This window comes from Kitasatospora sp. NA04385, assembly GCF_013364235.1.
Classification (GTDB): Bacteria; Actinomycetota; Actinomycetes; order Streptomycetales; family Streptomycetaceae; genus Kitasatospora.
In genome coordinates this window covers 3,625,009-3,647,502 of sequence record NZ_CP054919.1, presented here as the reverse complement: position 1 = coordinate 3,647,502, position 22,494 = coordinate 3,625,009, and the positions used below count along the sequence as shown (strand labels likewise).

General features: G+C 73.8%; 24 protein-coding genes, 1 tRNA gene, 1 other RNA gene and 1 pseudogene. 16 read left to right on the top strand and 11 right to left on the bottom strand.

Going from position 1 to position 22,494, the window contains the following annotated elements; genetic code table 11:
- Positions 1–184: 184 nt before the first annotated feature.
- Entirely contained in the window at positions 185–406 is a 222-nt protein-coding gene (locus tag HUT16_RS16135; protein WP_176188866.1) for a hypothetical protein, read from the top strand.
- Between the two features lie 308 nt (positions 407–714).
- Here HUT16_RS16135 and HUT16_RS16130 read toward each other — a convergent pair whose 3' ends face one another.
- Together HUT16_RS16130 and HUT16_RS16125 are read right to left on the bottom strand one after the other, a co-directional pair.
- The gene (locus tag HUT16_RS16130; protein ID WP_176188865.1) at positions 715–1,119 is read right to left on the bottom strand and encodes a carboxymuconolactone decarboxylase family protein; all 405 of its coding nucleotides are present in this window, start codon (positions 1,117–1,119) and stop codon (positions 715–717) included.
- Positions 1,116–1,781, bottom strand: coding sequence for a class II aldolase/adducin family protein (locus HUT16_RS16125; RefSeq protein WP_176188864.1), 666 nt, complete (start codon positions 1,779–1,781; stop codon positions 1,116–1,118). The genes HUT16_RS16130 and HUT16_RS16125 overlap by 4 nt, the downstream gene beginning before the upstream one ends.
- A 150-nt stretch (positions 1,782–1,931) precedes the next feature.
- Between HUT16_RS16125 and HUT16_RS16120 the strand changes: the two genes are divergently transcribed.
- Complete coding sequence (locus tag HUT16_RS16120; protein ID WP_176188863.1) at positions 1,932–2,315, top strand: MerR family transcriptional regulator; 384 nt, start codon at positions 1,932–1,934, stop codon at positions 2,313–2,315.
- 44 nt (positions 2,316–2,359) lie between these two features.
- Here HUT16_RS16120 and HUT16_RS16115 read toward each other — a convergent pair whose 3' ends face one another.
- The 5 genes from HUT16_RS16115 to HUT16_RS16095 all read right to left on the bottom strand — a co-directional run bounded on the left by HUT16_RS16115 (position 2,360) and on the right by HUT16_RS16095 (position 6,240).
- A complete protein-coding gene (locus HUT16_RS16115; protein ID WP_254897832.1) occupies positions 2,360–2,707 on the bottom strand; it encodes a hypothetical protein in 348 nt (115 codons plus the stop codon).
- Positions 2,708–3,215: 508 nt separating this feature from the next.
- The gene (locus HUT16_RS16110) at positions 3,216–3,482 is read right to left on the bottom strand and encodes a Txe/YoeB family addiction module toxin (RefSeq protein ID WP_176188862.1); all 267 of its coding nucleotides are present in this window, start codon (positions 3,480–3,482) and stop codon (positions 3,216–3,218) included.
- A complete protein-coding gene (locus tag HUT16_RS16105) occupies positions 3,479–3,757 on the bottom strand; it encodes a type II toxin-antitoxin system Phd/YefM family antitoxin (protein ID WP_176188861.1) in 279 nt (92 codons plus the stop codon). Before HUT16_RS16105 ends, HUT16_RS16110 begins: the two co-directional genes overlap by 4 nt.
- A 33-nt stretch (positions 3,758–3,790) precedes the next feature.
- Complete coding sequence (locus HUT16_RS16100) at positions 3,791–4,354, bottom strand: SMI1/KNR4 family protein (RefSeq protein WP_176188860.1); 564 nt, start codon at positions 4,352–4,354, stop codon at positions 3,791–3,793.
- Positions 4,355–4,689: 335 nt separating this feature from the next.
- On the bottom strand, positions 4,690–6,240 hold the full coding sequence (locus tag HUT16_RS16095; protein ID WP_176188859.1) for a hypothetical protein: 1,551 nt from the start codon (positions 6,238–6,240) through the stop codon (positions 4,690–4,692).
- Positions 6,241–6,621: 381 nt separating this feature from the next.
- Here HUT16_RS16095 and HUT16_RS16090 point away from each other — a divergent pair.
- A pseudogene (locus HUT16_RS16090) lies at positions 6,622–7,086 on the top strand (GNAT family N-acetyltransferase); the annotation flags it as partial.
- A 101-nt stretch (positions 7,087–7,187) separates the two neighbouring features.
- Here the strand turns inward: HUT16_RS16090 and HUT16_RS16085 are convergent.
- Positions 7,188–7,272 (bottom strand) — tRNA-Ser (locus HUT16_RS16085).
- A gap of 132 nt (positions 7,273–7,404) precedes the next feature.
- On the opposite strand from HUT16_RS16085, the gene ffs reads away from it, so the two are divergent.
- The 8 genes from ffs (at position 7,405) to HUT16_RS16040 (ending at position 15,357) form a co-directional block, all read left to right on the top strand.
- Positions 7,405–7,495, top strand: an RNA gene (gene ffs, locus HUT16_RS16080) — signal recognition particle sRNA small type.
- Positions 7,496–7,563: 68 nt separating this feature from the next.
- Positions 7,564–9,756 (top strand): DNA polymerase III subunit gamma and tau, encoded by a 2,193-nt coding sequence (locus HUT16_RS16075; RefSeq protein WP_176188857.1) that lies wholly within the window; start codon positions 7,564–7,566, stop codon positions 9,754–9,756.
- Between the two features lie 182 nt (positions 9,757–9,938).
- Positions 9,939–10,283 (top strand): YbaB/EbfC family nucleoid-associated protein, encoded by a 345-nt coding sequence (locus HUT16_RS16070; RefSeq protein ID WP_176188856.1) that lies wholly within the window; start codon positions 9,939–9,941, stop codon positions 10,281–10,283.
- 310 nt (positions 10,284–10,593) lie between these two features.
- A complete protein-coding gene (gene recR / locus HUT16_RS16065; protein WP_033221137.1) occupies positions 10,594–11,193 on the top strand; it encodes a recombination mediator RecR in 600 nt (199 codons plus the stop codon).
- The gene (locus HUT16_RS16060) at positions 11,186–11,848 is read left to right on the top strand and encodes a DUF5063 domain-containing protein (protein ID WP_176188855.1); all 663 of its coding nucleotides are present in this window, start codon (positions 11,186–11,188) and stop codon (positions 11,846–11,848) included. The genes recR and HUT16_RS16060 overlap by 8 nt, the downstream gene beginning before the upstream one ends.
- A gap of 323 nt (positions 11,849–12,171) precedes the next feature.
- Positions 12,172–13,455 carry an aspartate kinase gene (locus HUT16_RS16055; RefSeq protein WP_176188854.1) on the top strand — a complete coding sequence of 428 codons (1,284 nt, stop codon included), beginning with the start codon at positions 12,172–12,174 and terminating at the stop codon, positions 13,453–13,455.
- Between the two features lie 265 nt (positions 13,456–13,720).
- Positions 13,721–14,248 carry a SigE family RNA polymerase sigma factor gene (locus HUT16_RS16050; RefSeq protein WP_254898316.1) on the top strand — a complete coding sequence of 176 codons (528 nt, stop codon included), beginning with the start codon at positions 13,721–13,723 and terminating at the stop codon, positions 14,246–14,248.
- Positions 14,249–15,186: 938 nt separating this feature from the next.
- The gene (locus HUT16_RS16040; RefSeq protein ID WP_176188852.1) at positions 15,187–15,357 is read left to right on the top strand and encodes a hypothetical protein; all 171 of its coding nucleotides are present in this window, start codon (positions 15,187–15,189) and stop codon (positions 15,355–15,357) included.
- A gap of 53 nt (positions 15,358–15,410) precedes the next feature.
- Here the strand turns inward: HUT16_RS16040 and HUT16_RS16035 are convergent, their stop codons facing one another.
- On the bottom strand, positions 15,411–16,169 hold the full coding sequence (locus HUT16_RS16035) for an SDR family oxidoreductase (protein WP_176188851.1): 759 nt from the start codon (positions 16,167–16,169) through the stop codon (positions 15,411–15,413).
- A gap of 159 nt (positions 16,170–16,328) precedes the next feature.
- Here HUT16_RS16035 and HUT16_RS16030 point away from each other — a divergent pair, with 159 nt between their 5' ends.
- A complete protein-coding gene (locus tag HUT16_RS16030) occupies positions 16,329–17,189 on the top strand; it encodes a helix-turn-helix transcriptional regulator (protein ID WP_176188850.1) in 861 nt (286 codons plus the stop codon).
- 21 nt (positions 17,190–17,210) lie between these two features.
- Here the strand turns inward: HUT16_RS16030 and HUT16_RS16025 are convergent, their stop codons facing one another.
- Entirely contained in the window at positions 17,211–17,771 is a 561-nt protein-coding gene (locus HUT16_RS16025; RefSeq protein WP_176188849.1) for a hypothetical protein, read from the bottom strand.
- 174 nt (positions 17,772–17,945) lie between these two features.
- Here HUT16_RS16025 and HUT16_RS16020 point away from each other — a divergent pair, with 174 nt between their 5' ends.
- Together HUT16_RS16020 and HUT16_RS16015 are read left to right on the top strand one after the other, a co-directional pair.
- A complete protein-coding gene (locus HUT16_RS16020) occupies positions 17,946–19,769 on the top strand; it encodes a prolyl oligopeptidase family serine peptidase (protein ID WP_176188848.1) in 1,824 nt (607 codons plus the stop codon).
- A gap of 34 nt (positions 19,770–19,803) precedes the next feature.
- Positions 19,804–20,451, top strand: coding sequence for a hypothetical protein (locus tag HUT16_RS16015; protein ID WP_176188847.1), 648 nt, complete (start codon positions 19,804–19,806; stop codon positions 20,449–20,451).
- 64 nt (positions 20,452–20,515) lie between these two features.
- Here the strand turns inward: HUT16_RS16015 and HUT16_RS16010 are convergent, their stop codons facing one another.
- Entirely contained in the window at positions 20,516–21,298 is a 783-nt protein-coding gene (locus HUT16_RS16010; RefSeq protein WP_176188846.1) for an SURF1 family protein, read from the bottom strand.
- Between the two features lie 92 nt (positions 21,299–21,390).
- Between HUT16_RS16010 and HUT16_RS16005 the strand changes: the two genes are divergently transcribed.
- Together HUT16_RS16005 and HUT16_RS16000 are read left to right on the top strand one after the other, a co-directional pair.
- Positions 21,391–21,966, top strand: a complete 576-nt coding sequence (locus HUT16_RS16005) for a helix-turn-helix domain-containing protein (RefSeq protein WP_176188845.1) — start codon at positions 21,391–21,393, stop codon at positions 21,964–21,966.
- Entirely contained in the window at positions 21,963–22,478 is a 516-nt protein-coding gene (locus tag HUT16_RS16000) for a GNAT family N-acetyltransferase (RefSeq protein ID WP_176188844.1), read from the top strand. The genes HUT16_RS16005 and HUT16_RS16000 overlap by 4 nt, the downstream gene beginning before the upstream one ends.
- Positions 22,479–22,494 lie beyond the last annotated feature (16 nt).

The following is a 22,494-nucleotide window of genomic DNA, read 5'->3' as shown; positions in this document are numbered from 1 at the left end:
CCTTACTGATCAAGGCAGTTGATCGGATCGTGCGCGGCCCCCGGCGCGGCACCCGATCGGCGGCGCCCCGGCGCGCCCGCGCGCCCCGGGGAGTGCCGTTCGACACATTCGACATTTCGGGCATCCAGAATTCGGACCGTCAGAAAGGGTCGACTCCCGCGCTCCGCGGCGCATACTGGACTGGATGAAAAAGCCTGAAGCAGTCCGCCGGCACCTGCCCACCAGCCCCTTCAAGGCCAAGGTCGAAGCGCCGCGCAAGCACTTCGCCGTCGGCGACCGCGTCACCCACGACGCCTACGGCCTCGGCCGGGTCGTCGCGGTCGAGGGCGACACCGCGGTCCTGGTCGACTTCGGATCACGACAGGAACGCATCGCCGAGCCCTACCGCGGCATGTTCAACCTCTGACCCCGAGCCTTCCCCGCCCCCGAGCCCTTCCCCGTCTCCCGCGCGTCACCCGCGCCGTCGGCGCTTCCGTGCGCGCGCCTGCGGCGGGCAGCGGGCACTCGTCGAGCCGCACCTCGCACCGGTCACCGCGGTCGGGAGCGAGGTTCTCCCTTCGCCGCGCGGTGTGCCTGCCGCGCCTCGTCCTCGCCCGACTCGGCGACGTCCACCCGCGACGGCACCCGGCCCCGGCGCTGTTCCGTGCTGCCCGCGGCCGTCCCCCGGTTCCGTGCTGCCCGCGGCCGTCCTCCGGAACCACCGGCGTCCGGTGGTCAGCCGGCCCGGTCGCAGTCGTCCGGCAGGAGCTCGACGACGATCTCCATGCCGAGCGCGTAGGACGGCGTGCCCGACGTGATGAGCGCGGTCTCCGCGACGCCGATGAGGTCGGCGATCCCGGCGCCCGCGTGGAGCGCCCCGCGGGCGTGGATCCGGGCCGGGTCCGCCCGGCCGAGAGCCAGCAACTGCCCGAAGTGGACCAACTGCTGCACCCGGTCACCGAGCGGGTTGTCGGCCAGCACCACGTGGCGCAGGGCGGTGAACGCCTCCTCGGTGGGCAGCCGGCCGAAGGCCCGGGCCACCCGCAGGCGGTCCTCCACGGCGGGAGGGACGGCTCCGAGCGTCGTGCGGTAGCGCTGCCGCAGGGCTTCGGCACGTTCGGCGAAGGTGCGGTCGGTCATCGTGCGACCCGGGCGATCGAGGCCCGGACGGCTTCCAGGGCGCCCTCGGGGAAGTCCACGGCCCCGCCGATCGCGGCAGCGGCGAGCTCGGCCTCGGCGCTCTCCTCGACGGCCACCACGAGGTGACCGGCAGCCTCCGGGTCCGGACCGAACACCAGCAGCCCGTGGTTGGCCAGCAGGACCGCGGACGTGGTCGGGCGCCGTTCCAGGACGTCGGCGATGCCCCGGACCGACACGTCCGACCCGCGCGGCCCCCAGGGCACCACCGGTACGTCCTCCGGCTGCCCGAAGCGGAGCATCGGCTCGGTGCGGCACGGCAGCGGCCGGTGGGCCACCGCGAAGGCGGTCGCGGCGGGGGAGTGGGTGTGGATGATCGCGCCCACCCGGGGGCGGGCGCGGTAGACGGTGCTGTGCATGGTGATGATCTCGGCGCTGACGGAGCGCAGTTCTCCCTGCTGGACCTCCCCGTCGAGCCCGACGGTCGCCAACCGGTGGGGCTCCAGGTCGCGGACGAACCCCGGGGTCAACAGGAAGCGGTCGGCGTCGAGCCTGACGCTCAGGTTGGCGTGGCCGGAGTGCGACATCACCCCGGCCACGAACAGCTGCCGCGCGGCTTCGACGAGTTGCTGGGCCCGGTTCTTCGCTTCGGGTGTGTCCGTCATCTCTACGTCTCCCATGTCCGTGTGGTCCTCGCGGCGCCGGCAGGTTCGCCGCCGCTGCCCGTGCCGGCCACTCTGGGACTTGAACTAAGGTTCAAGTCAAGCGTCGCGTCGGTACGACGAACGCGGCGAGGGACAAGGGGGTCGGCGAGCATGCGCATGACGATCGGGCAGCTGGCCGAAGCCGCTGGCGTCCCCGCCTCGGCCATCCGGTTCTGGGAGCGCCACGGCCTGCTGCCCGCACCCGAACGCCAGGGCGGGCAGCGGCGCTACCCGCCGCAGGCCGCGGAGCGGATCGTGCTGCTGCGCAAGTTCCAGCAGGCCGGCCTGAGCCTGGCCGAAGTCAGGGAGTTCCAGCAGGACCAGCCGCGCCGACAGGCGATGATCCGCGCCAAGGTCGCCGAGATCGAGCAACGCGTACTCGACCTCCACCACGCCCACCAGCTCCTGACCCACGCCCTCCAGTGCAGCGAGACGGACATCGCCAGCTGCCCGACCTTCCGGGAGCAGATGAAGACCTGGGACCAACCCGCCTGACGTCCCCCGACCGCAGTGGCCGCTGATCTCGGGGGTGAGGACCGTCACCCGCCCCGGTTGCCGCGGCGCCACCACCGCGAGCACGGCGTCGATCGCGTACTTGTGCCCGTGCAGGCCGGCGTCCGCGAGCAGCCGACGTGCCGGTCGCGCCTCGTCTTGCCCAACTCGGCCACCTTCACCCGCGACAGCACCCAGTCCCAGCGCTGCTCCGTGGTGCGCGCGTCGTACGCCCCGGCCAGAGTCATCGCCGAGGTGACGACCTCCGCCTCGCCGCGGGCGGCGAGGTCCAGCCGGGCGATCATCATCCGGTCGCCGCGGACCGCGAGCGACAGAGCCGCGCTGTCCAGCACGAAGGCGCGCAGCCGCCGAACCTCCTCGGCCTGCTTCTTCACCCGCCCGCCCCGCCGCTCTTGCCACGAGCCGCCCGGCCCCGGTCGTGCTCCGCGCCGAGGCCGCCCAGTTCCGTGCAGGCGGCGGCCCGTTCGTCACCGCTGACCGACCCGCGTTCTTCCTCCAGCCAAGGGCGTCGGCGACGTAGGCGGAGAGGCCGCGATCGGCACTGTCCGCGGATCTCGTCCAGCAGTTCCTCGGGAAGCGTGACCGTGACCTTCTTGGACGCCGTACACACCACCATGCTCGCCATACAGCAGGGTGGCCCGGCTTCTCGGGAAACGCCGAAGGCCCGGGCCGCTGAGCGGTCCGGGCCTTCGATCAGGCGGAGGATACGAGATTCGAACGCGTGAGGGGTTGCCCCCAACACGCTTTCCCATTCTCCTCACCGCTGTTCGGTGCGGTACGAACCCGTCCTGGCCTGTGTCGGAGCGGTCGTAGCTGAAGCGGATGAACCCTGGTGGACGGGCATGAATGAGATCAGAACTGAGACCAGCGGGCCCTGCAGGACTACTTGCTGTAGTGGTATCGGCAGGCAATGATGCACACAGTGTTCGCCGGCTCGTCGAGGACGTAGACCAGGCGGTGTTCCTGGTCGATCCGACGGGACCACGCCCCGGCGAGTTCGTGGCGCAGTGGCTCGGGTTTGCCGATACCTTCGTGGCCGTTGCGGCGGATGTCCTCGATCAACTGGTTGATGCGCTTGAGCAGGCGGCGGTCGTTCGCCTGCCAGTAGAGGTAGTCGGCCCAGCCGCCGTCAGTGAACTGGATCTTCACGCGGACTGCTCGGTGACGTCCTCGGGGTCGATCAGCTCGCGGCTCTGCATCCGGCCTTCCCGGTAATCCCGGAGGGACTGGCGCAGGTGCTCGGCGTTAGCAGGAGACCGCAGCAGGTAGTCGGTCTCGCGGAGCGAGGCGTACTCGGCCAGGGAGACCACGACCAGCGGCTCGTGGCCAGCTCGGGTGATGATGAGCTCCTCGGCGTCGTCCTCGACGGAGTCGAGGGCGGCGGCGAGGTTGCTGCGGAGCTCAGTCGCGCTCATCGTCTTCATGGCGTACAGAATAACGTACGCCCCTGGCTCGGGCTAGGAGGAAAGCCGTCTCGCGGCGTCGGGCCAGGGTTGGGGTTCGGGCGCGTCTGCAGCCAGCATGACCTCTTTCTCCCACCAGCCGGTGCCGTCGACCCAGGAGCGCAACCACTTCGCGAGGGAGGGTGAATCCGTGAACCACGCCTCGGCCCAGTCGTCAGGATCGGCGTTCGGCTCGAAGAGCAGGACCGGCGCCTCGGGATCCTGGCAGTCCACCGCGGCGTACATGCCGCAGCCCCAGTCCAGGATCGGCAACAGGCCCCGCGGCCAGTATTCGCAGGGGCGGTACTCGGCGACCGCCGTCCGCCCCTCGCCGATCAGCGGGAACAGGAAGTAGTCAGGGCCGAAGCCGCCGTTGGCCACCTCCTGATACAGCCGTGCCAGCAACGGCGGCAGCGGGAAGCCGAGTTCGCGTTCGGCCGCGGCGATCTCACCGGCCCCGGCCCGTGCGGGCAATTCCCCCCTGCCCTGCTGCGCTCGTTCCCGGACGCGCGCGATGAGCGTCGAGGTGTCGTCTGCGGCCTCGGCCCGTGCGCCGTCCCGATCGTCCTGCTCTGTCATGAGCCCGGAACGTAGCGCTGCGCAGTGACAGGCAGAGGCCGCGGAGAGGACAAAATGCAGAGGGCCCGCACCGGTGAACGGTGCGGGCCCTCTGACCTGCGGAGGATACGAGATTCGAACTCGTGAGGGGTTGCCCCCAACACGCTTTCCCATTCTCCTCGGTGCTGTCCGCCGGGGTTCACCATCGTCCTGACCTTGGGTGATGTTGATCCCTGGTTGGATCACGGACCCTGCCGAACACTGGTGAATGAGACCAGAACTGAGACCAGGTCTTCCCTGTGGCGTTCATCCTGTCCTGCCCGCGCGGGCTGAGTCTCGGGTGGAACCGCTGCGGCTCAGCGGTGGTGGGTGGCCAGGTCGATCAGGCGGTGTGCGACGGTAGCCGGGATTGCGGGGTTGGCGGCCGCGTCCTGGGCCGAGCCCTGGTCGCGGAGCAGGGTGGTGAGGGTGGGGACCGGCAGTTGCGGGTTGTGGATCACGGCGTTACGGAGCCCGTAGGTGGCGGGTACGGGGAGGCCGGGGGTTTCCTGGGCGGCGCGGTAGTCCGCCTCGGTGGTGGCGAGCAGGCGCAGTGCGGTGGCGGGGGACAGCCGCGGGTCGGCCGCGGCGGGGGCGTGCACCATCGGGTCCGGATCGGTGGCGAGGCGTTCGACGGTCTCGGGGGTGCAGTCGGCGGCGTACAGGGCGAGCCGGCGCCGTTTCGGGTCGGGGTGGTCGGCGAGGCCGTTTAGCGCCTCGCGGGGGAAGTCGGGGCGGCGCAGCACGGGCCAGGGATCGGTCCAGTTCAGGGCAGCTTCCAGCAGCAGCTCGGCGGGCGGTGCCTCGTTGTGGTGGACGAGGGCGTACCGCACCGAGGTTGCCGGGTCGCGGGAGAGCAGGTCCAAGACGTCGGGCGGCAGTGTCCGGGCCCCGGCGACGGCCTCCCGGACGCGCGTGCTCGCGGAGGCGGCGAGCTGGCGCATCGCCGCGGGATCGCCGTGCTGGTCCTCGACCCAGTGCATCCACCAACTCGGCAGGCGGGTGGGCAGGCCGGGCTCGATCTCGGCGCGCAACTCCTCGGTGGCGTCGGGGCGGACCGCGACCCGGGACCGGACGGTCGGCTCGGGGTCGCGGGCCAGGACGGCGAGCGTGTCAGGGGTGAGCAGCTCGTTCTCGGCCAGGTGGAGGCGAACCCCCTTGTCGGGGTGGTCGAGCAGGTGTCGCAGGCAGTCCTCGTCGAAGTGCCGGACGCTCGCCGCGTCCCACTGCTCCCCCTGGTCCAGAGCGTCGAACTCCGCGCGGGAAATCGTGAGTTCGTGCCCGGCATGGGCCCCGGCGGCCGCCTGCACCTCCGGGTCGGGATCGGCCGCCAGCGCGGCACGCGAGTGCGCGTCCAGCCGCTCCCAGCCGCGTTCGCACAGCAGTGCGCGCACCTCGGGGTCGGGGTCGACAACCAGGGCCGCGGCCACCGGCTCGGGCAGGCCGCGGAAGTACAGGGCCCGCAGTCGTACCTTCGGGTCCGGGTCGGCGGTCCAGCCCGCGAAATCCTCCGCGGTGGGGCGCGGCGCGTGGCAGGAGGCCCGGTACAGCAGGGTGTTGCGGCGCCACCCGGCGGGCTCGTCGCCGATCAGCCGCACCCACTGCGCGACGCTCATTCCTCGCTGGTGCTCCGCCCACGCCCGGCGGATCTTCCAGTCGGATTGGGCGACTGCGGCGTCGACGACCTCCGGCGGGTGCATCCGGTCCGAGTACCCCACCAGGGTCGGTTCGACGGCGGCCAGCCGCACCCGGACGTCCAGCGCGGGATGCCAGCAGAGCCCGGAGATCCACGTCCACGCCATCCCGGGCCGCGCGGCCACCTCCTCGATGCCCTCGAACAGCCCGTCCCACTCCCCAGCCCCCGGCATCCCGGCCACCTTCCCCCCGCCGACTGCGGACCGTGACACCCTACCCGCTCGCCGCACGGCCAGAGCATGCCAAGTAGCCATATTTGAGCAGCCGTTGGTCAAAGCCTCCCGTCCCAAGCCGCAGCCGCCCCGACTCCGGAGAGTGATCAGAGGTTCTGACTCGGCCTCTCCAGCGGGCGCGCAAGGAGTAGATGGCGCTTCGCCCTTCTTTGGTGCTCCTGCCCCAGTCGCCAGAAGCGGCGATCTCCAAGCCTCGCTGCTCAACGGCTCCCTATTGGCTCTTGGTGGAGGCGTGTCGCCGTACGTGGGTCCATGCCCCCGCTGCCCGCACCGTAGCTTCGCTGCTGGCTTCGTGAGCCCTAGTGGAGACGGTACCGCCGAAGCTTCGAGCCCCGCACTCGCGACCAGGTGCAGGCGATCGTCGACCGCTCGATCGACTCGGCGAAGGCCGAACCGCGCACCGAGTACGGCCTCGCCGTCACCCGACACGGCGACCGCCGCCTGATCGGCTACGCCCGGCTGGCGACGGAGCCCCAGCAGGCCGCCACCATCGGCTTCGCCCTCCACCCGGCCGAGTGGGGCAAGGGTCAGGGCACCGAGGTCGTCCACCTCCTGTCCGCCCTCGGCTTCAACCTCCTCGGCCTGCACCGGATCCGGGCCGCGCGCTCCCCCCTGAACGAGGCGTCCGCCCGGACGCTCCTGCGAGCGGGCATGACCGAGGACGGCCGCATCCGCGACCACGTCTTCGTCAACGGAGCCTGGCGGGACTCGATCACCTACTCGCTCCTGGAGCACGAGTGGGCACCTGCGGATGGGGTGCAGGTCAACAGGCAAGGTAAGAAGTGACGCGGCGCTGATCTGACCGAAAGTGTTGCGTGCGGCGGCCTTCGGATGAGAGCTGAACGCCGAAGGCCCGGACCGCTGAGCAGTCCGGGCCTTCGATCAGGCGGAGGATACGAGATTCGAACTCGTGAGGGGTTGCCCCCAACACGCTTTCCAAGCGTGCGCCCTAGGCCTCTAGGCGAATCCTCCGTGGGAGAGCTTAGTACATGTCGAGGGGTGGTTGCGACCACGCTCTCGCAGGTGGGTGGCGGGGCGAGGCCTGCGGATCGGAGTTGGGGGTGGGTGGGGGGAGTGGGGGCCGGGATCCGCTACTCTTGGGGCAGCCCCTCGTGTGGCGCTATCTCTTTGAACCCCCCCAGGGCCGGAAGGCAGCAAGGGTAGGAGAGCTCTGGCGGGTACACGGGGGGTCCTTGCGTTCTGCGGGGGGTGCCGGTGGGTGGGCGGTCACGTTTGTCGGTTGGGCCCGATATCTTCGGGGGTGTGTCCCTAGCCCTGTACCGCCGCTACCGCCCCGAGACCTTCGCGGAGGTCATCGGGCAGGAGCACGTGACCGCCCCGCTCCAGCAGGCCCTGCGCAACAACCGGGTCAACCACGCGTACCTGTTCAGCGGGCCGCGCGGGTGCGGGAAGACGACGAGCGCCCGCATCCTGGCCCGCTGCCTGAACTGCGAGCAGGGCCCGACCCCGGACCCGTGCGGGGAGTGCCAGTCCTGCCGTGACCTGGCGACGGGCGGGCCGGGTTCGATCGACGTGATCGAGATCGACGCCGCCTCGCACGGTGGTGTGGACGACGCGCGCGAGCTGCGTGAGCGGGCGTTCTTCGCGCCGGTGCACAGCCGGTACAAGATCTTCATCCTGGACGAGGCGCACATGGTGACCTCGGCCGGCTTCAACGCGCTGCTGAAGGTGGTGGAGGAGCCGCCGGAGCACCTGAAGTTCATCTTCGCGACCACCGAGCCGGAGAAGGTGATCGGGACGATCAGGTCTCGCACGCACCACTACCCGTTCCGGCTGGTGCCGCCCGGCACGCTGCGCGACTACTTGGCGGAGGTCTGCGGCCGGGAGGGCATCCAGGTCGAGGACGCGGTGTTCCCGCTGGTGGTGCGGGCCGGCGCCGGGTCGGTGCGTGACTCGATGTCGGTGATGGACCAGCTGCTGGCGGGTGCCGACGAGGCCGGCGTGACGTACCGGATGGCGACGGCGCTGCTGGGGTACACCGACGCGGCCCTGCTGGACGAGGTGGTGGACGCCTTCGCCGCGCAGGACGGCGCGACGGTGTTCCAGGTGATCGACCGGGTGGTCGAGGGCGGGCACGACCCGCGGCGGTTCGTGACGGACCTGCTGGAGCGGCTGCGCGACCTGGTGATCCTGGCCACGGTGCCGGACGCGGGGGAGAAGAGCCTGATCGACGCCCCGGCCGACCGGATCGCGGTGATGCAGGCGCAGGCCGACCGCTTCGGCCCGGCCGAGCTGAGCCGCGCGGCGGACCTGGTGAACACCGGCCTGACCGAGATGCGCGGGAACGCCGCGCCCCGGCTGCAGCTGGAGCTGATCTGCGCCCGGGTGATGCTGCCCGGCGCGTACGGGGACGAGCTGTCCGTGCAGGCCCGGCTGGACAAGCTGGAACGGCGGGCGTCGGCGGGCGGTTTCGCCGCACCGGTCGCGTTCCAGCCGATGGCCCCCCAGGCCCAGGCCCAAGCCCTCCAGGCCCAGGCCCAGGCCCAGGCCCCGGCCCCGGAGGCGCAGGCCGCACCCGTGGCCCCTGCGCCCCCCGTACAGCAGCCCCCCGTACAGCAGGCACCTGCGCAGCAGGCTCCCGCCCCGGCCGGTCCGGCGCCGGGCGCCTGGCCGATCCCGCGCAGCTTCCCGCCCGGCGGCCAGCAGCCCCCGGCCGCAGCGGCCCCTGCGGCAGCCCCGGAGACCCCCGCAGCGGCCCCGGAGGCTCCGGTGGCGCCGGCCCCAGTGCCAGCTCCAGCGCCGGCCCCCGTCCCGTCCCCCGTCGGCGTGCAGCCCTCGGCGGCGGCGCAGCAGGGTGCGGCGCAGATCCGGCAGATGTGGCCGCAGATCCTGGAGGCGGTGAAGAACCGCCGCCGGTTCACCTGGATCCTGCTGAGCCAGAACGGCCAGGTGGCCGGGTTCGACGGCAGCGTGCTCCAGGTGTCGTTCGTGAACGCGGGCGCCCGGGACAGCTTCGTCGGCAGCCACAGCGACGAGGTGCTGCGGCAGGCGCTGGCGGACGCGCTGGGCGTGGACTGGCGGGTGGACTGCATCGTCGACCCGTCGGGTGCGACGAATCCGCCGTCGGCGCAGTCGGCGCCGCCCGCCCCGGCGGCCGGTGGCTGGGGGGCCCCGCAGGCTCCCCGTCCCGCCCCGCAGCCGGTGCAGCAGATCCAGCCCCCGGCGCCCCTGGTGCAGCAGGCTCCCGTGCCGCAGGCGCCCGCCCCGGTGCCCGCGCCCGCGCCCGCTCCCGTGCCGCCGCCGCAACACCAGCAGCCGCCACAGCCGCAGCCGCAGGCCCGGCCGGTGCAGGCCCCGCCCGCGGTGGCGCCGGAGGACGACGTCCCGGAGGAGGACGACCCGGACTTGAACGAGGACGTCTTCTCCGCCCAGGAGCTGATCGTCCGCGAGCTGGGCGCGACGGTGCTGGAGGAGATCCACCACCGTCCGGGCTGAGCCACCGCGCTGGCCGCCGGGCCGCCGGGCTGAGCCGCCGGGCCCGGGTGGGCCTCCGCAGCTGATGTGGGGCTGACGGGCGGCCGCGTAGGCTCGGGGGCGGGGCGCTGGTGCGGGCGGTTTCGGCCGGGCGCGCCGGTGCCCGGAGTGTCGTGGAGTGTCGAAGGATCGAGGAGAGTCCCGTGGTGTTCCCTGGTGGCCAGCCGAACATGCAGCAGCTTTTGAAGCAGGCGCAGAAGATGCAGGAGGAGCTGGGCCGGGCCCAGAAGGAGCTGGCCGAGGCCAAGGTGTCCGGCTCCGCGGGCGGCGGCCTGGTGGAGGCGACGGTGACGGGCTCGGGCGAGCTGGTCGCGCTGACCATCGCCCCGGCGGCGGTCGACCCGGAGGACACCGAGACCCTGGCGGACCTGGTGCTGGCCGCGGTGCGGGACGCCAACGCGGCGGCGCAGAAGCTGCAGGCCGAGCGGATGGGCCCGCTGACCCAGGGCCTGGGCGGCGGCGCCGGCATCCCCGGCCTCCCGTTCTGACCCGCCCGCGCTGCCCGCGCGCACTGACTGGCGCGCACTGAGCCGTACGCACCGGCCCGCGCGCACCGGCTCATGCGTTCCGACCCGCCCGCGCAGACCCGCCCGCGCAGACCCGTCGCGGGCGCCGCTCGGCACCGTCCGCTCGGCACCGTCCGAGCGGCACCCGGCGGGCACGCCCCGTGCGCGGCGGGAACCCCGGGTAACGGGTTGTGTGATTTATGGGCCAGTAGGGCGTCGGGCGGTGTGTCCGACGCCCGATTCGTTGGATGATGGCACCGGAGCGGACTCCGGTCGAAGGAAGGCGTGGCAGGTGTACGAAGGCGTGGTGCAGGACTTGATCGACGAACTGGGCAGGTTGCCCGGAGTCGGTCCGAAGAGCGCCCAGCGGATCGCCTTCCACATCCTGCAGTCCGATCCGGTGGACGTGCGCCGGCTGGCGCACGCGCTGCAGCAGGTGAAGGAGAAGGTGCGGTTCTGCGCGGTCTGCGGCAACGTCGCGGAGTCCGAGCAGTGCCGGGTCTGCCTGGATCCGCGCCGCGACCTCGCGGTGATCTGCGTGGTGGAGGAGCCCAAGGACGTGGTGGCGATCGAGCGGACGCGCGAGTTCCGCGGCCGCTACCACGTGCTGGGCGGGGCGATCAGCCCGATCGAGGGGGTCGGCCCGGACGACCTGCGGATCCGCGAGCTGATGACCCGGCTCGCGGACGGTACGGTCACCGAGCTGATCCTGGCCACCGACCCCAACCTGGAGGGGGAGGCGACCGCGACCTACCTGGCCCGGCTGTGCAAGCCGATGGGCCTCAAGGTCACCCGGCTGGCGAGCGGGCTGCCCGTCGGCGGGGACTTGGAGTACGCCGACGAGGTCACCCTCGGCCGGGCGTTCGAAGGGAGACGACTGCTCGATGTCTGACCGAACCGACACCACTGAACTGCCGGGCCCACTGGGGCGCACCGGCGCTCCGGACGACTTCGCGGTGCAGATCGCCGACTCGGTGGAGAGCTTCGTGCTGGCCGTCACCGAGGTGGCCAAGGGCGACGAGCCGGGCAGCGCGATCTCACTGCTCCTGCTGGAGGTCTCGCAGCTGCTGCTGGCGGGCGGCCGGCTGGGCGCGATCGAGGACGTGCTGCCGGAGGACCGCTTCGAGCCGGACGCCGGGCCGGAGCCGGACGGCGTGGAGCTGCGCGAGCGGCTCGCCGAGCTGCTGGCGCCGATCGACGTCTACCACGAGGTGTTCGACCCGTACGGCCCGCCGGAGAAGCCGAGCGCGTTCCGGATCTCGGACGACCTGGCGGGCGTGGTCAGCGAGCTGAACCACGGGCTGACGCACTACCGCGAGGGCCGGGTCTCGGAGGCGCTGTGGTGGTGGCAGTTCTCGTACCTGTCCAACTGGGGCTCGACCTGCACGGCGGTGCTGCGCGCGCTGCAGTCGCTGATCGCGCACGTGCGGCTGGACTCGCCGCTGGGCGCGGTGCCGGACGGGGCGGACACCGACGACGACGGGCTGACGGACGAGCAGCTGGAGCAGCAGGCGGGCGACCTGATGGCGGCCGAACTCGGCCTGTAGGCCGCTGAGCGGCCCGGCGCGGGCCCGGCTCCGAGCCCGGCACCGACGCCGAACCGGCCGCCGACCGGCCGGAAAGCGCCGGTCGGCGGCCGGAACCGTGCGGGTGTGACGCAACAGTCACCGGCCTCCCGGAAGCGAAGATTCCGGGAGGCGGACGGCGCTCCGGCGGCGATTCTTCGGAGCGGGCGGCCGGGGCCCGCAGACCTGCCGGTCGGCGGTGACCAGAGTCCGATATCCGCATCTCACGATGTGGAAGAGGTCGGTCGGAGAACCCCTGCTCGTTAGACTGGCCGCGACCTACCACCCCAAGTCGAGGAGCCCCCGTGGGCCTTGTCGTGCAGAAGTACGGCGGCTCATCCGTCGCGGATGCCGAAGGCATCAAGCGCGTCGCCCGCCGCATCGTGGACACCAGGAAGGCCGGCCACGAGGTCGTCGTCGTGGTCTCCGCGATGGGTGACACCACGGACGAACTCATCGAGCTCGCGGAACAGGTGACCCCTATTCCGTCCGGCCGCGAGTTCGACATGCTGCTGACCGCCGGAGAGCGCATCTCGATGGCGCTGCTGGCCATGGCGATCCGGACGCTGGGCTTCGACGCCCAGTCGTTCACCGGCAGCCAGGCCGGTGTGATCACCGACTCGACCCACAACAAGGCGCGCATCATCGATGTGACGCCGGGCCGGATCCGGGCGGCCCTGGACGAGGGCAACATCGCGATCGTGGCCGGTTTCCAGGGCGTCTCCCAGGTCTCCAAGGACATCACCACGCTGGGCCGCGGCGGCTCGGACACCACCGCGGTGGCGCTGGCGGCCGCGCTGGGCGCCGAGGTCTGCGAGATCTACACCGACGTGGACGGCGTGTTCACCGCCGACCCGCGGGTGGTCAAGAAGGCCCGCAAGATCGACTGGATCGCCTTCGAGGACATGCTGGAGCTGGCGTCGTCCGGCTCGAAGGTGCTGCTCGACCGCTGTGTGGAGTACGCACGGCGCTACAACATCCCGATTCACGTACGATCGTCGTTCTCCGGTCTGCCGGGGACGATCGTCAGCGGCACCAACCCGAACAAGAAGCCCGAAGGGGGCGAGATGGAGCAGGCCATCATCTCCGGAGTCGCCCACGACACGTCGGAGGCCAAGGTCACCGTCGTCGGCGTGCCCGACAAGCCGGGCGAGGCGGCCCGGATCTTCCGCGCGATCGCGGACGCCGAGGTCAACATCGACATGGTCGTGCAGAACGTGTCGGCCGCGGCCACCGGTCTGACCGACATCTCCTTCACGCTGCCCACCAACGAGGGCCAGAAGGCGCTGGACGCGTTGAACCGGGTCAAGGAGGGCATCGGCTTCGAGTCGCTGCGCTTCGACGACGCGATCGGCAAGATCTCGCTGGTCGGCGCCGGCATGCGCTCGAACCCGGGCGTCACCGCGACCTTCTTCGAGGCGCTCTCCGAGGCCGGCGTGAACATCGAGCTGATCTCCACCTCGGAGATCCGGATCTCGGTGGTCACCCGCGCGGAGGACGTGCCGGAGGCGGTCCGCGCGGTGCACACCGCGTTCGGTCTGGACAGCGAGAGCGACGAGGCGGTCGTCTACGGCGGCACCGGCCGCTGAACGGCCCCCGGGTCCGCCCCGGATACCCACACCGCAACGGTTGTGTGCGGGAGGGGTGAAGCGGACCCGGCCCGTCCGCCGGGTCTGCCAGAATCCCCCTTCGGAGCCAGTGCGCTCGGGAGGGGGATTCCCTCTTCCCGCGCAACAACGCCCCCGGCCGGGGCAACCAGGACAGGGGATCGTGTGTCCAACCATCGTGATCGACGTGACGCGGGCGGCGGTGGCGGCCGCCCTGCCCGGGGCGGCCCGGCGGGCCGGTAGTCGGATGGGCTTTGCTGCGGCGGCAGCGGACGCGACCGGGGCCAGCGTCGACCAGCTCACCGACGCCTACCGGGCCCACTACCGTTCCCTGTTGCGGCTCGCCGCGCTGCTGCTGGACGACCTCTCCTCCTGCGAGGACGTCGTGCAGGAGGCGTTCATCCGGGTGCACGCCGCCCGGCGCCGGGTCCGCGACCCCGAGAAGACGCTCGCCTACCTGCGGCAGACCGTGGTGAACCTGTCCCGGTCCACGCTGCGTCGCCGCCTGCTGGGCCTCCGTCTGCTGCCCAAGCCCATGCCTGACATGGCCAGTGCAGAAGAGGGGGCTTACGATGCGCTGGAGCGCGACGAACTCAAGGCCGCGCTCCGGGGGTTGCAACGCCGTCAGCGGGAGGTGCTGGTGCTGCGCTACTACGCCGACCTGACGGAGGCACAGGTCGCCGAGGTGCTCGGCATTTCCATCGGCTCGGTGAAGGCGTACGGGTCGCGCGGGATCGCCGCCCTGCGGGTGCGGATGGAGCCGGGCGATGACTGAGGGCCGGACCGAACGCCCCGGCGAGGGCCCGGCCGGTGACGGGGGCCCGCTCGGCGGCGGGGCGGCGTTCAGCGGCGGGGGGCCGCTCGGCCCGCTGACCGAGGACCTGCTGCGCGCCCGGCTGCACCGGGCCGTCGCCGCCGTCGAACCCGAACCCGGCGCGCTGCCCCGGCTGCGCGCCGCCGTCCACGCCGTCGCGCCGTCCGCCGGCGGGCCGTGGGCGGGGCCGTGGTGCTGGCCGCCGCGATCGCCGCGCTGCCGGTGGTGCACGTCACCGGGCCGTTCGACCTGTCCGGCGACCCGACCGGCGGGCAGGCCGCGCCCAGCCGGGGCAGCAGCCCGGTGAAGACCCCGGACAGCCGCGTCGGGCACCCGCACGCCTCCGCCGCGGTGCCGACCGCCGGCACCGCCGGGCCCAGCCCGGAGGCGTCCGCGAGCCCGTCCGCGAGCGGCAGCCCGGGTGCCCCGCCCGCCCTCGTCCCGGTGTGCGCCCGCACCGACCTCGGCCGGGCCGCCGCCGAGCAGGCCGCCGCCGACCCGGCCACCGGCAAGGTNTACGGCTGGTTCCGGATGACCAACACCACCGCGCGGGCCTGCCGGGTGGCGGCCCCCGGCAGGCTCGTCCTGGGGGCCGGTGCCGGCGGCGTCCGCCTGCTCGCGCACACCGTCGGCGACCCGGCCGGTTCGCTGCCCGACCCGGCGGGGCTGCCCGCCGAGGTGCCGCTCGACCCGGGCGGCTCCTACCTGGTGCGGTTCGCCTGGGTGCCCGACCGCTGCCCGGCCGCCTCCGAGTCGCCCGGCGGCACGGACGGGCCGCAGCCCAGTGCGGGGGCCAGCGCCGCCGCGCAGGCCCCGCGGCCGGCTCCGCCGCGGAGGCGACGCCGGCGTCCTTGGCGGCCGATCCGACCCCGACCGCGGACCCGAGCACCGGGGCGGTCGTGAGCAGCCCGTCGGCCGCGGTCTTCGCCCTCGGCTACGTGCCCGCCGACCAGCGGGCCCCCGGGACGCCGGTCGACACCGCGCTGTCGGCGGGCTGCGGCGGCACCGTCTACTGGACCGGCCCGGAGCCCGACCAGCCCGTCCAGGCCCCGCCGAGCACCCCGTCCTGACGCCCGGTCCGGCCGGCACCCCGCCCCGGCCGGAGCCGCCGGGTGTCGACCCGTCAGGCCTGCCGGGTCGGCAGCACCACCAGCTGGCGCAGGTTCACGTGCCGGGGGCGGCTGGCCGCGTAGGCGACCAGGTCGGCGACGTCGGCGGCGGCCAGCGGGCCGATCGCGTCGAACATCGCGCCGAGCTGGCCGTCCGGGCCGAGCGCCGGGTTGTCGATGTGGGTGCCCAGCTCGGTGTCGGTCAGGCCGGGCTCGATGTTGGTGACCCGGACGTCGCGCGGGCCGTACTCGCTGCGCAGCGCGGCCGAGAGCTGGGTCAGCGCGGCCTTGGTGGCGCCGTAGACCGCGTAGTTGGGGAAGACCACGTCCGCGCCGATCGAGGAGATGTCGACCAGGTCGGCGGTGGCGCCGGCCGCGGCGGCCTCGACCAGGTCGGGGCCGAAGGCGCGGATCATCCGCAGCACGCCGGTCACGTTGGTGTCGATCATGCGGGACCACTCGTCGATCCGGCCGTCGTCGATCGGGTTGGGCAGCATCACGCCGGCCGCGTTGACCAGCAGGTCGACCCGGCCGAAGGTCTCGTGGACGAGCTTGCCGGCCGCGTCGACGGAGTCCTGGTCGGTGACGTCGGCGGGCACCGCGAGCGCGTTCGGGCCGAGTTCGGCGGCCAGCTCGGCGAGCCGGTCGGCCCGGCGGGCCAGCAGCGCGACCCGGGCGCCGTCCGCGACCAGCTGCCGGGCGATGGCCTCGCCCATGCCGCTGGCGGCACCGGTGACGACGGCGGTACGGGTGTTCAGGGTGGGGTAGCCCATGGGAATCGCTCTCCTCAGTTCGCTGCGGTCTCCGCTTCCCGCGGCCCGCTTCCTGCTGACGGGTACGAGTCTGTTCGGCGGCGGCGGTCCTACCCAGTGCCGCGGTTTTCCTGGGTCCGGGAGAACCACCTTCGCGGCGGGGGCCGTATCGTCGGGGGCATGAGCGAACTGGGGGAGTTCCTGCGGCAGCGCCGCGCCCGCATCCAGCCGTCCGACGTGGGCCTGCCCGAGCTGGGGCGCCGCCGCCGGGTGCCCGGCCTGCGGCGGGAGGAGGTCGCGCAGCTGGCGGGGGTGAGCGTCGACTACTACGTGCGGCTCGAACAGGGCCGGGGCGACGGCGTCTCCGCGGAGGTGCTGGACGCGGTGGCCCGGGTGCTGCGGCTGGACGGCACCGAGCGCGGCCACCTGCACGACCTGGCCCGCCCGCCGCGCGACACCTACCGGCGCACGCCGCGCCGGATCAGGCCCGGGCTGCGGCTGGTGCTGGACTCGATGGCGTCGCCGGTGTTCGTGCTCGGCCGCTGCATGGACGTGCTGGCCTGGAACGCCCCGGCCGACGCGGTGATCGGGTTCTCCGAACTGGCGCCCGGCGCGCGGAACATGGCCCGGCACGCCTTCCTCACCGAGAGCGGCGGCCGGCTGTACCCGGAGTTCGAGCGGGTCGCCGCCGAGACCGTCGCCTACCTGCGGCTGGACGCGGCCCGGCACCCCGACGACCCCGAACTGGCCGCGCTGGTGGCCGACCTGACGGCCGGCAGCCCGCTGTTCGCCGAGCTGTGGGCCCGGCACGGCGTCCGGGAGAAGACCTTCGGGCGCAAGTTGCTGCTGCACCCGCGCGCGGGGGAGCTGGACTTCGGCTACGAGACGCTGGCCCCGCCCGGCGAACCGGGGCTGCTGCTGGTGGTGTACACCGTCGAGCCGGGCTCGGTGACCGCCGAGCGGCTGGCCGCGCTCACCGCGGCGAGCACCGCCGCGAGCACCGCCGCGAGCGCCGACGCCCCGGCCCCCGTACCGGTCTGAGAGCGCTGCGGGGGCGGGCGGTCAGATCCCCAGGAGGCGGGCCCGGGCCCCGGCCCGCTCCAGCAGCGCGTGCACCTCGGCCTGGCGGCGGCCCGGTCGGTCGTTCCACACGTCGGGGGAGGGCACGGCGCGGCCGGTGGCGTGCAGCACCTCCATCACCTGGGCGCGGGCCCGGCGCACGGTGTACGCGGTGCCGTAGCCGTGCGCCAGCACGGCGGTCTGCGCGCCCAGCAGGCAGACCCGGCCGCGGGCGTCCCACAGCGCGCCCTGCGTCCAGCCGGCCTCGGCGAGGTAGCGGGAGGTCAGCCGCAGGTGCCCGGCGACGGTGACCTCCACCGGGCGGGCCGGGCGGTGGGCCAGCAGGTCCAGCAGCGAGCGGCGGGGCAGCGGCTGGCCGTGGTTCCAGGGCTGCCGGACGCTGCCGTGCGGCCCGCCCGGCGGCCCGGGGGCGGGCGCGGGCGAGGGGGCGGCGGCGGGCGCGGGCAGCCCGGCCAGGTACTGCTCGATCTCCTCGACCAGGCCCAGCGCCTGGGCGAGCTCGTGCGCGTCGAGCCGGTCGAACGGGGGCGCGGGGACGGTCACGGCAGAACTCCTCCGGTCATTATGTCCGTATTTGTTACGGTACCGTTGATAGCCCGTCAGCGGCCGCACCGCATCAGCTCCGTGTCCGCACCAACGCCGCGCCGCCCGCGCGCCCCCCTCGCGCCCCCGTCCCGCCCGTTCCGATCACCCCCCGGCATCGGGTTGGATGAGCGCATGAACGAGCAGACGAACGCCGTCCCGGCGTGGGAGCAGCGGTTCCGGGCGGCACGGGTGTCCCTGCCGGACTGGGCGGACGAGGCACCCGACCGGGCGTTGTACGTGTCCAACGCGACCGGCACCTACGAGGTCTACGCGTGGGACCGCTCCACCGACCGGCACCGCCGGGTCACCGACCGGCCCAACGGCACCACCGACGCCGAACTGTCCCCCGACGGGCAGTGGATCTGGTGGTTCGACGACACCGACGGCGACGAGTTCGGCGTCTGGCGCCGCCAGCCCTTCGACGGCGGCCCGGACGAGGAGGCCGCCCCGGGCGTGCCCGCCGCCTACTCGGCGGGCCTGGCGCTCGGCCGGGACGGCACCGTGGTGGTCGGCACCTCCACCGACGACGAGGGCACCACCCTGTACCTGCGCCGCCCGGGCGCCGCCGGGCCCGAGGTGGTCTACCGGCACGCCGAGTACGGCGGCGTCGGCGACCTCTCGCACGACGGCGCCCTGCTGGCCGTCGACCACACCGAGCACGGCGACGCCATGCACTCGGCGATCCGGGTGCTGCGCCTGGCCGACGGCGCCACCGTCGCCGAACTCGACGAGGTCACCGGCCGCGACGAGCCGCGCGGCGTGGCCTGCCTGGGCTTCGCGCCCGCCGACGGCGACACCCGGCTGCTGGTCGCCCACCAGCGCAGCGGCCGCTGGGAGCCGATGCTGTGGGACGTCGCCGCGGGCACCGAGACCGAACTCGCCCTGCGCGACGAGCAGGGCCGCCCGTTCCCCGGCGACCTGTCCGCGCAGTGGCGCCCGGACGCCCGCTCGCTGCTGATCGAGCACGAGTACGAGGCCCGATCGGAGCTGTTCTCCTACGACCTGGCGGCCGGCGAGCTGACCAGGCTGGACACCCCGCGCGGCACCGTCGCCGGGGCCACCGCCCGCCCCGACGGCACGGTGGAGTTCCTGTGGTCCTCGGCCGCCGAGCCGTCCGCGGTGCGCTCCACCTCCGGCGCGGTGGTGCTGCGCGCCCCCGGCCCGGTGCCGCCCGGCTCGGTGCCGGTCGAGGACGTCTGGGTGGAGGGCCCCGGCGGCCGGGTGCACGCCCTGGTGCAGCGCCCGTCCGGGGAGGGCCCGCACCCCACGGTGTTCGAGGTGCACGGCGGCCCGACCCACCACGACAGCGACTCCTTCGCGGCCGGGCCCGCCGCCTGGCTCGACCACGGCTTCGCCGTCGTCCGGGTCAACTACCGCGGCTCCACCGGCTACGGCCGGGCCTGGACCGACGCGCTCACCGAACGGGTCGGCCTGATCGAGCTGGAGGACATCGGCGCGGTCCGCGACTGGGCGGTCTCCTCCGGCCTGGCCGACCCGGACCGGCTGGTGCTGTCCGGCGGCTCCTGGGGCGGCTACCTCACCCTGCTCGGCCTCGGCACCCAGCCCGACCACTGGACGCTCGGCCTGGCCGCCGTCCCGGTCGGCGACTATCTGGCCGCGTACGAGGACGAGATGGAGGCGCTGAAGTCGCTGGACCGCACCCTGTTCGGCGGCACGCCCGAGGAGGTCCCCGAGCGCTGGCGGGCCTCCTCCCCGCTGACCCACGTCGAGCGGGTCAAGGCGCCGGTCTACATCAGCGCGGGCGTCAACGACCCGCGCTGCCCGATCCGGCAGGTCGACAACTACGTCCGCCGGCTGGAGGAGCTCGGCAAGGTCCACGAGGTGTACCGCTACGATGCCGGGCACGGTTCGCTGGTCGTCGACGAGCGGATCAAGCAGCTCCGGCTGGAGATCGACTTCGTCCGGCGCCACCTGGCGCCCGGCACCGTCCGCTGAGCTGCGCAGGACCGGGCCACGAGGGGGAGAACTGATGGGTGGACGCGCCGTGCTGGCCGTCGTCGCGGTCGGCGCCGTCCTGCTGACCGCGGCCGGCTGCTCCTCGGGCAGCGGGAGCCACGACTGCGTCCAGGCGGCGGGTGCCCCCGCGGCCGACACCGGCCTGGTGCTGACCGGCGGCGGGGACGGCAGCGTGGTGCTGGCCGACGGCGGGGACGGCAGCGTCGTGCTGGCCAAGAGCGGCGGGCGCAGCTCCAAGGGCGGCTCCAGCGGCAGCCGGAGCTCCAAGGGCTCCAAGAGTTCGGGGAGCTCGGGGAGCTCGGGCGGTTCCGGCTCCAGGGGCTCCAGCACGTCGCACTACACCGGGGGCGGCACCACGGTGGTGCACCACTACCACCACCGCACCTCGGGCTCCACCCGCAGCGACGACTACGTCGACGACTGCGGCAACCCCTCGCCCGCGCCGGGCTTCACCGGCAGCGGCTTCGGCGACGACTGCGCCACCGCCCCGAGCGCGCTGCCCGCGGCCACCCCGGCCACCGGCACGCCCTCGCCCCGCCCGACCGGCACCGGGGCGGTGGCCTGCGGCAGTCCGGATCCGAGCGCCTCGGCCGCGCCGGGCGCCCGGGTCTCGCCGAGCGCCCGGGTGTCGCCGTCCGGGTCGAAGCCGAAGACCGGCTGACGGCGCGGGAGCGGTCCGGTTCCGGTCGGAGCCGGACCGGCCCGGGGTCAGTCCAGGCCCGGGGTCAGTCCAGGGCCGGGTCCAGTCCCAGGGCCCGGTCCTCCGCGGCCTCGGCCTCGCGGCGGACCAGCCGGAACCACATGAAGACCACGAACCCGGCGAAGACGAACCACTCCAGGGTGTAGCCCAGGTTCTGGAACGCTCGCAGGCTCAGCCCGTCCCCGCCCTGCGGCTGCACCGTGGGCACCGCCGCCAGGCCGACCGGGGCGTCGTCCGCCGCGACCCAGCCGTCGTACACGGGGTACGGCAGCACGTTGACCAGGGTGGCCGGGCTGATCGTGCCCAGCTGTCCGGCGGGCAGGCCGCCCGCCACCGCGCCGCCGCTGCCGCTGTTCTCCGGGGCCTGGAGCCGGCCGGTCAGGCTGACCCGCCCGGCCGGGACGTCCGGCGCCGCGCCGGGCTCGCCCGCCGCCCAGCCGCGCACCACGGCCACCGCCCGGCCGCCGTCGGTGACCAGCGGGGTCAGCACGTAGTAGCCCTGCCGCCCGTCCACCGTCCGGTCCGGCACCAGCAGTTGGTGCGCGCCGTCGTACGCGCCGGTGACCGTGACCGTCCGGCCGACGGTGTCGGTGCCGACCTTCGCCGCGCCGTCCGGCAGCACCGCCGCCAGCGGTGGCGCCTCGGCCGGGCCGGCCGCGGCCGACGTCCGGCCGCTCTCCCGGTGGGTCGACACCCGGGACTCGAAGCGGTCCAGCTGCCAGGTGCCCAGCATCAGGCAGACCACGACCGCCGCCACCGCGACGACCGTGCCGACGAGCCACCGCGGGCTGAGCAGGAACCGGTACACCCCACCACGGTAACCATTCCTGACATCACGGATGACCGCGGGTCGGCACCCCCGCCGCCGCCGTGTCCCGGATCGGGGATACCATCCCGGATATGGGACAGGACGAACCCCCGGACGAGGAGGGCCGCCGCCTCGCCGCCCGCCTCGCCGCACTGCGCGCCGACCGCGGCTGGTCGCTGGACGAACTCGCCCGCCGCAGCGGCATCAGCCGCTCCACGCTCTCCCGGCTGGAGCGCGCCGAACTCAGCCCGACCGCCGCCCAGCTCGGCCGGCTCTGCACCGCGCACGGCCGCACCGCCTCCCGGCTGCTGGCCGAGGTCGAGGCCGAGCCACCCGGCCTGCTGCGCGCCGCCGACCAGCCGCGCTGGCACGACCCGGCCACCGGCTTCGCCCGCCGCTCGGTCTCGCCGCCGCACCCGGGGCTGCGGGCCGAACTGGTCGAGGGCACCCTGCCGCCCGGCGCGGCCGTCTCCTACGCGGCGCCGCCCGTCCCCGGCCTGGAGCACCACCTGTGGGTGCTGGACGGCGTGCTGGAGCTGGAGCTGGACGGCGCCGTGCACCGCCTCGCCGCGGGCGACTGCCTCCGCCACCGGCTGCACGGCACCTCCGGGTTCCACTGCCCCGGCCCCGACCCCGTCCGCTACCTGATCGCGCTGGTGCTGCCGTGAACCCGACCGTCCGCCCGTCCGTTCCCGAAGACCTGGACGCCCTCGTCGAACTGCTGCTGGACGCGGTGGCCGACGGCGCCTCGGTCGGCTTCCTGGCCGGCACCGGACCGGCCGAGGCCGCCGCCTGGTGGGCCGCGCTGGGCCCGTCCGTCGCGGCCGGCACCCGGCTGCTGTGGGTGGCCGAGGACGCGGCCGGGCGCCTGCTGGGCACCGTCTCGCTGGTCCGGGAGGAGAAGCCGAACGGCCGCCACCGGGCCGAGGTCGCCAAACTCCTGGTGCACCGCGACGCCCGCGGCGCGGGCCTGGGCCGCCGCCTGCTGGCGCACGCCGAGGACGCCGCCCGGGCCCGCGGCGTCACCCTGCTGCTGCTCGACACCCAGACCGGCAGCGCCGCCGAGCACCTCTACCGCTCGGCCGGCTGGACGCCGTTCGGCACCGTCCCCGGCCACGCCGCCACCCCGGACGGCACGCTCGCCGACACCACCTACTACTACAAGCGGCTCGACGCCTGATGGCAGGAAAGGTGGG

Bases quoted from the DNA above. Each gene is read 5' to 3' on its own strand.
- HUT16_RS16020 (WP_176188848.1), top strand. From the start codon at position 17,946: ATGAACGAGCAGACGAACGCCGTCCCGGCGTGGGAGCAGCGGTTCCGG.
- HUT16_RS16095 (WP_176188859.1), bottom strand. From the start codon at position 6,240: ATGCCGGGGGCTGGGGAGTGGGACGGGCTGTTCGAGGGCATCGAGGAG.
- HUT16_RS16060 (WP_176188855.1), top strand. From the start codon at position 11,186: ATGTCTGACCGAACCGACACCACTGAACTGCCGGGCCCACTGGGGCGC.
- HUT16_RS16120 (WP_176188863.1), top strand. From the start codon at position 1,932: ATGCGCATGACGATCGGGCAGCTGGCCGAAGCCGCTGGCGTCCCCGCC.
- HUT16_RS16100 (WP_176188860.1), bottom strand. From the start codon at position 4,354: ATGACAGAGCAGGACGATCGGGACGGCGCACGGGCCGAGGCCGCAGAC.
- HUT16_RS16005 (WP_176188845.1), top strand. From the start codon at position 21,391: ATGGGACAGGACGAACCCCCGGACGAGGAGGGCCGCCGCCTCGCCGCC.
- HUT16_RS16035 (WP_176188851.1), bottom strand. From the start codon at position 16,169: ATGGGCTACCCCACCCTGAACACCCGTACCGCCGTCGTCACCGGTGCC.
- HUT16_RS16030 (WP_176188850.1), top strand. From the start codon at position 16,329: ATGAGCGAACTGGGGGAGTTCCTGCGGCAGCGCCGCGCCCGCATCCAG.
- HUT16_RS16125 (WP_176188864.1), bottom strand. From the start codon at position 1,781: ATGACGGACACACCCGAAGCGAAGAACCGGGCCCAGCAACTCGTCGAA.
- HUT16_RS16135 (WP_176188866.1), top strand. From the start codon at position 185: ATGAAAAAGCCTGAAGCAGTCCGCCGGCACCTGCCCACCAGCCCCTTC.
- HUT16_RS16050 (WP_254898316.1), top strand. From the start codon at position 13,721: ATGGGCTTTGCTGCGGCGGCAGCGGACGCGACCGGGGCCAGCGTCGAC.
- HUT16_RS16130 (WP_176188865.1), bottom strand. From the start codon at position 1,119: ATGACCGACCGCACCTTCGCCGAACGTGCCGAAGCCCTGCGGCAGCGC.
- HUT16_RS16015 (WP_176188847.1), top strand. From the start codon at position 19,804: ATGGGTGGACGCGCCGTGCTGGCCGTCGTCGCGGTCGGCGCCGTCCTG.
- HUT16_RS16105 (WP_176188861.1), bottom strand. From the start codon at position 3,757: ATGAAGACGATGAGCGCGACTGAGCTCCGCAGCAACCTCGCCGCCGCC.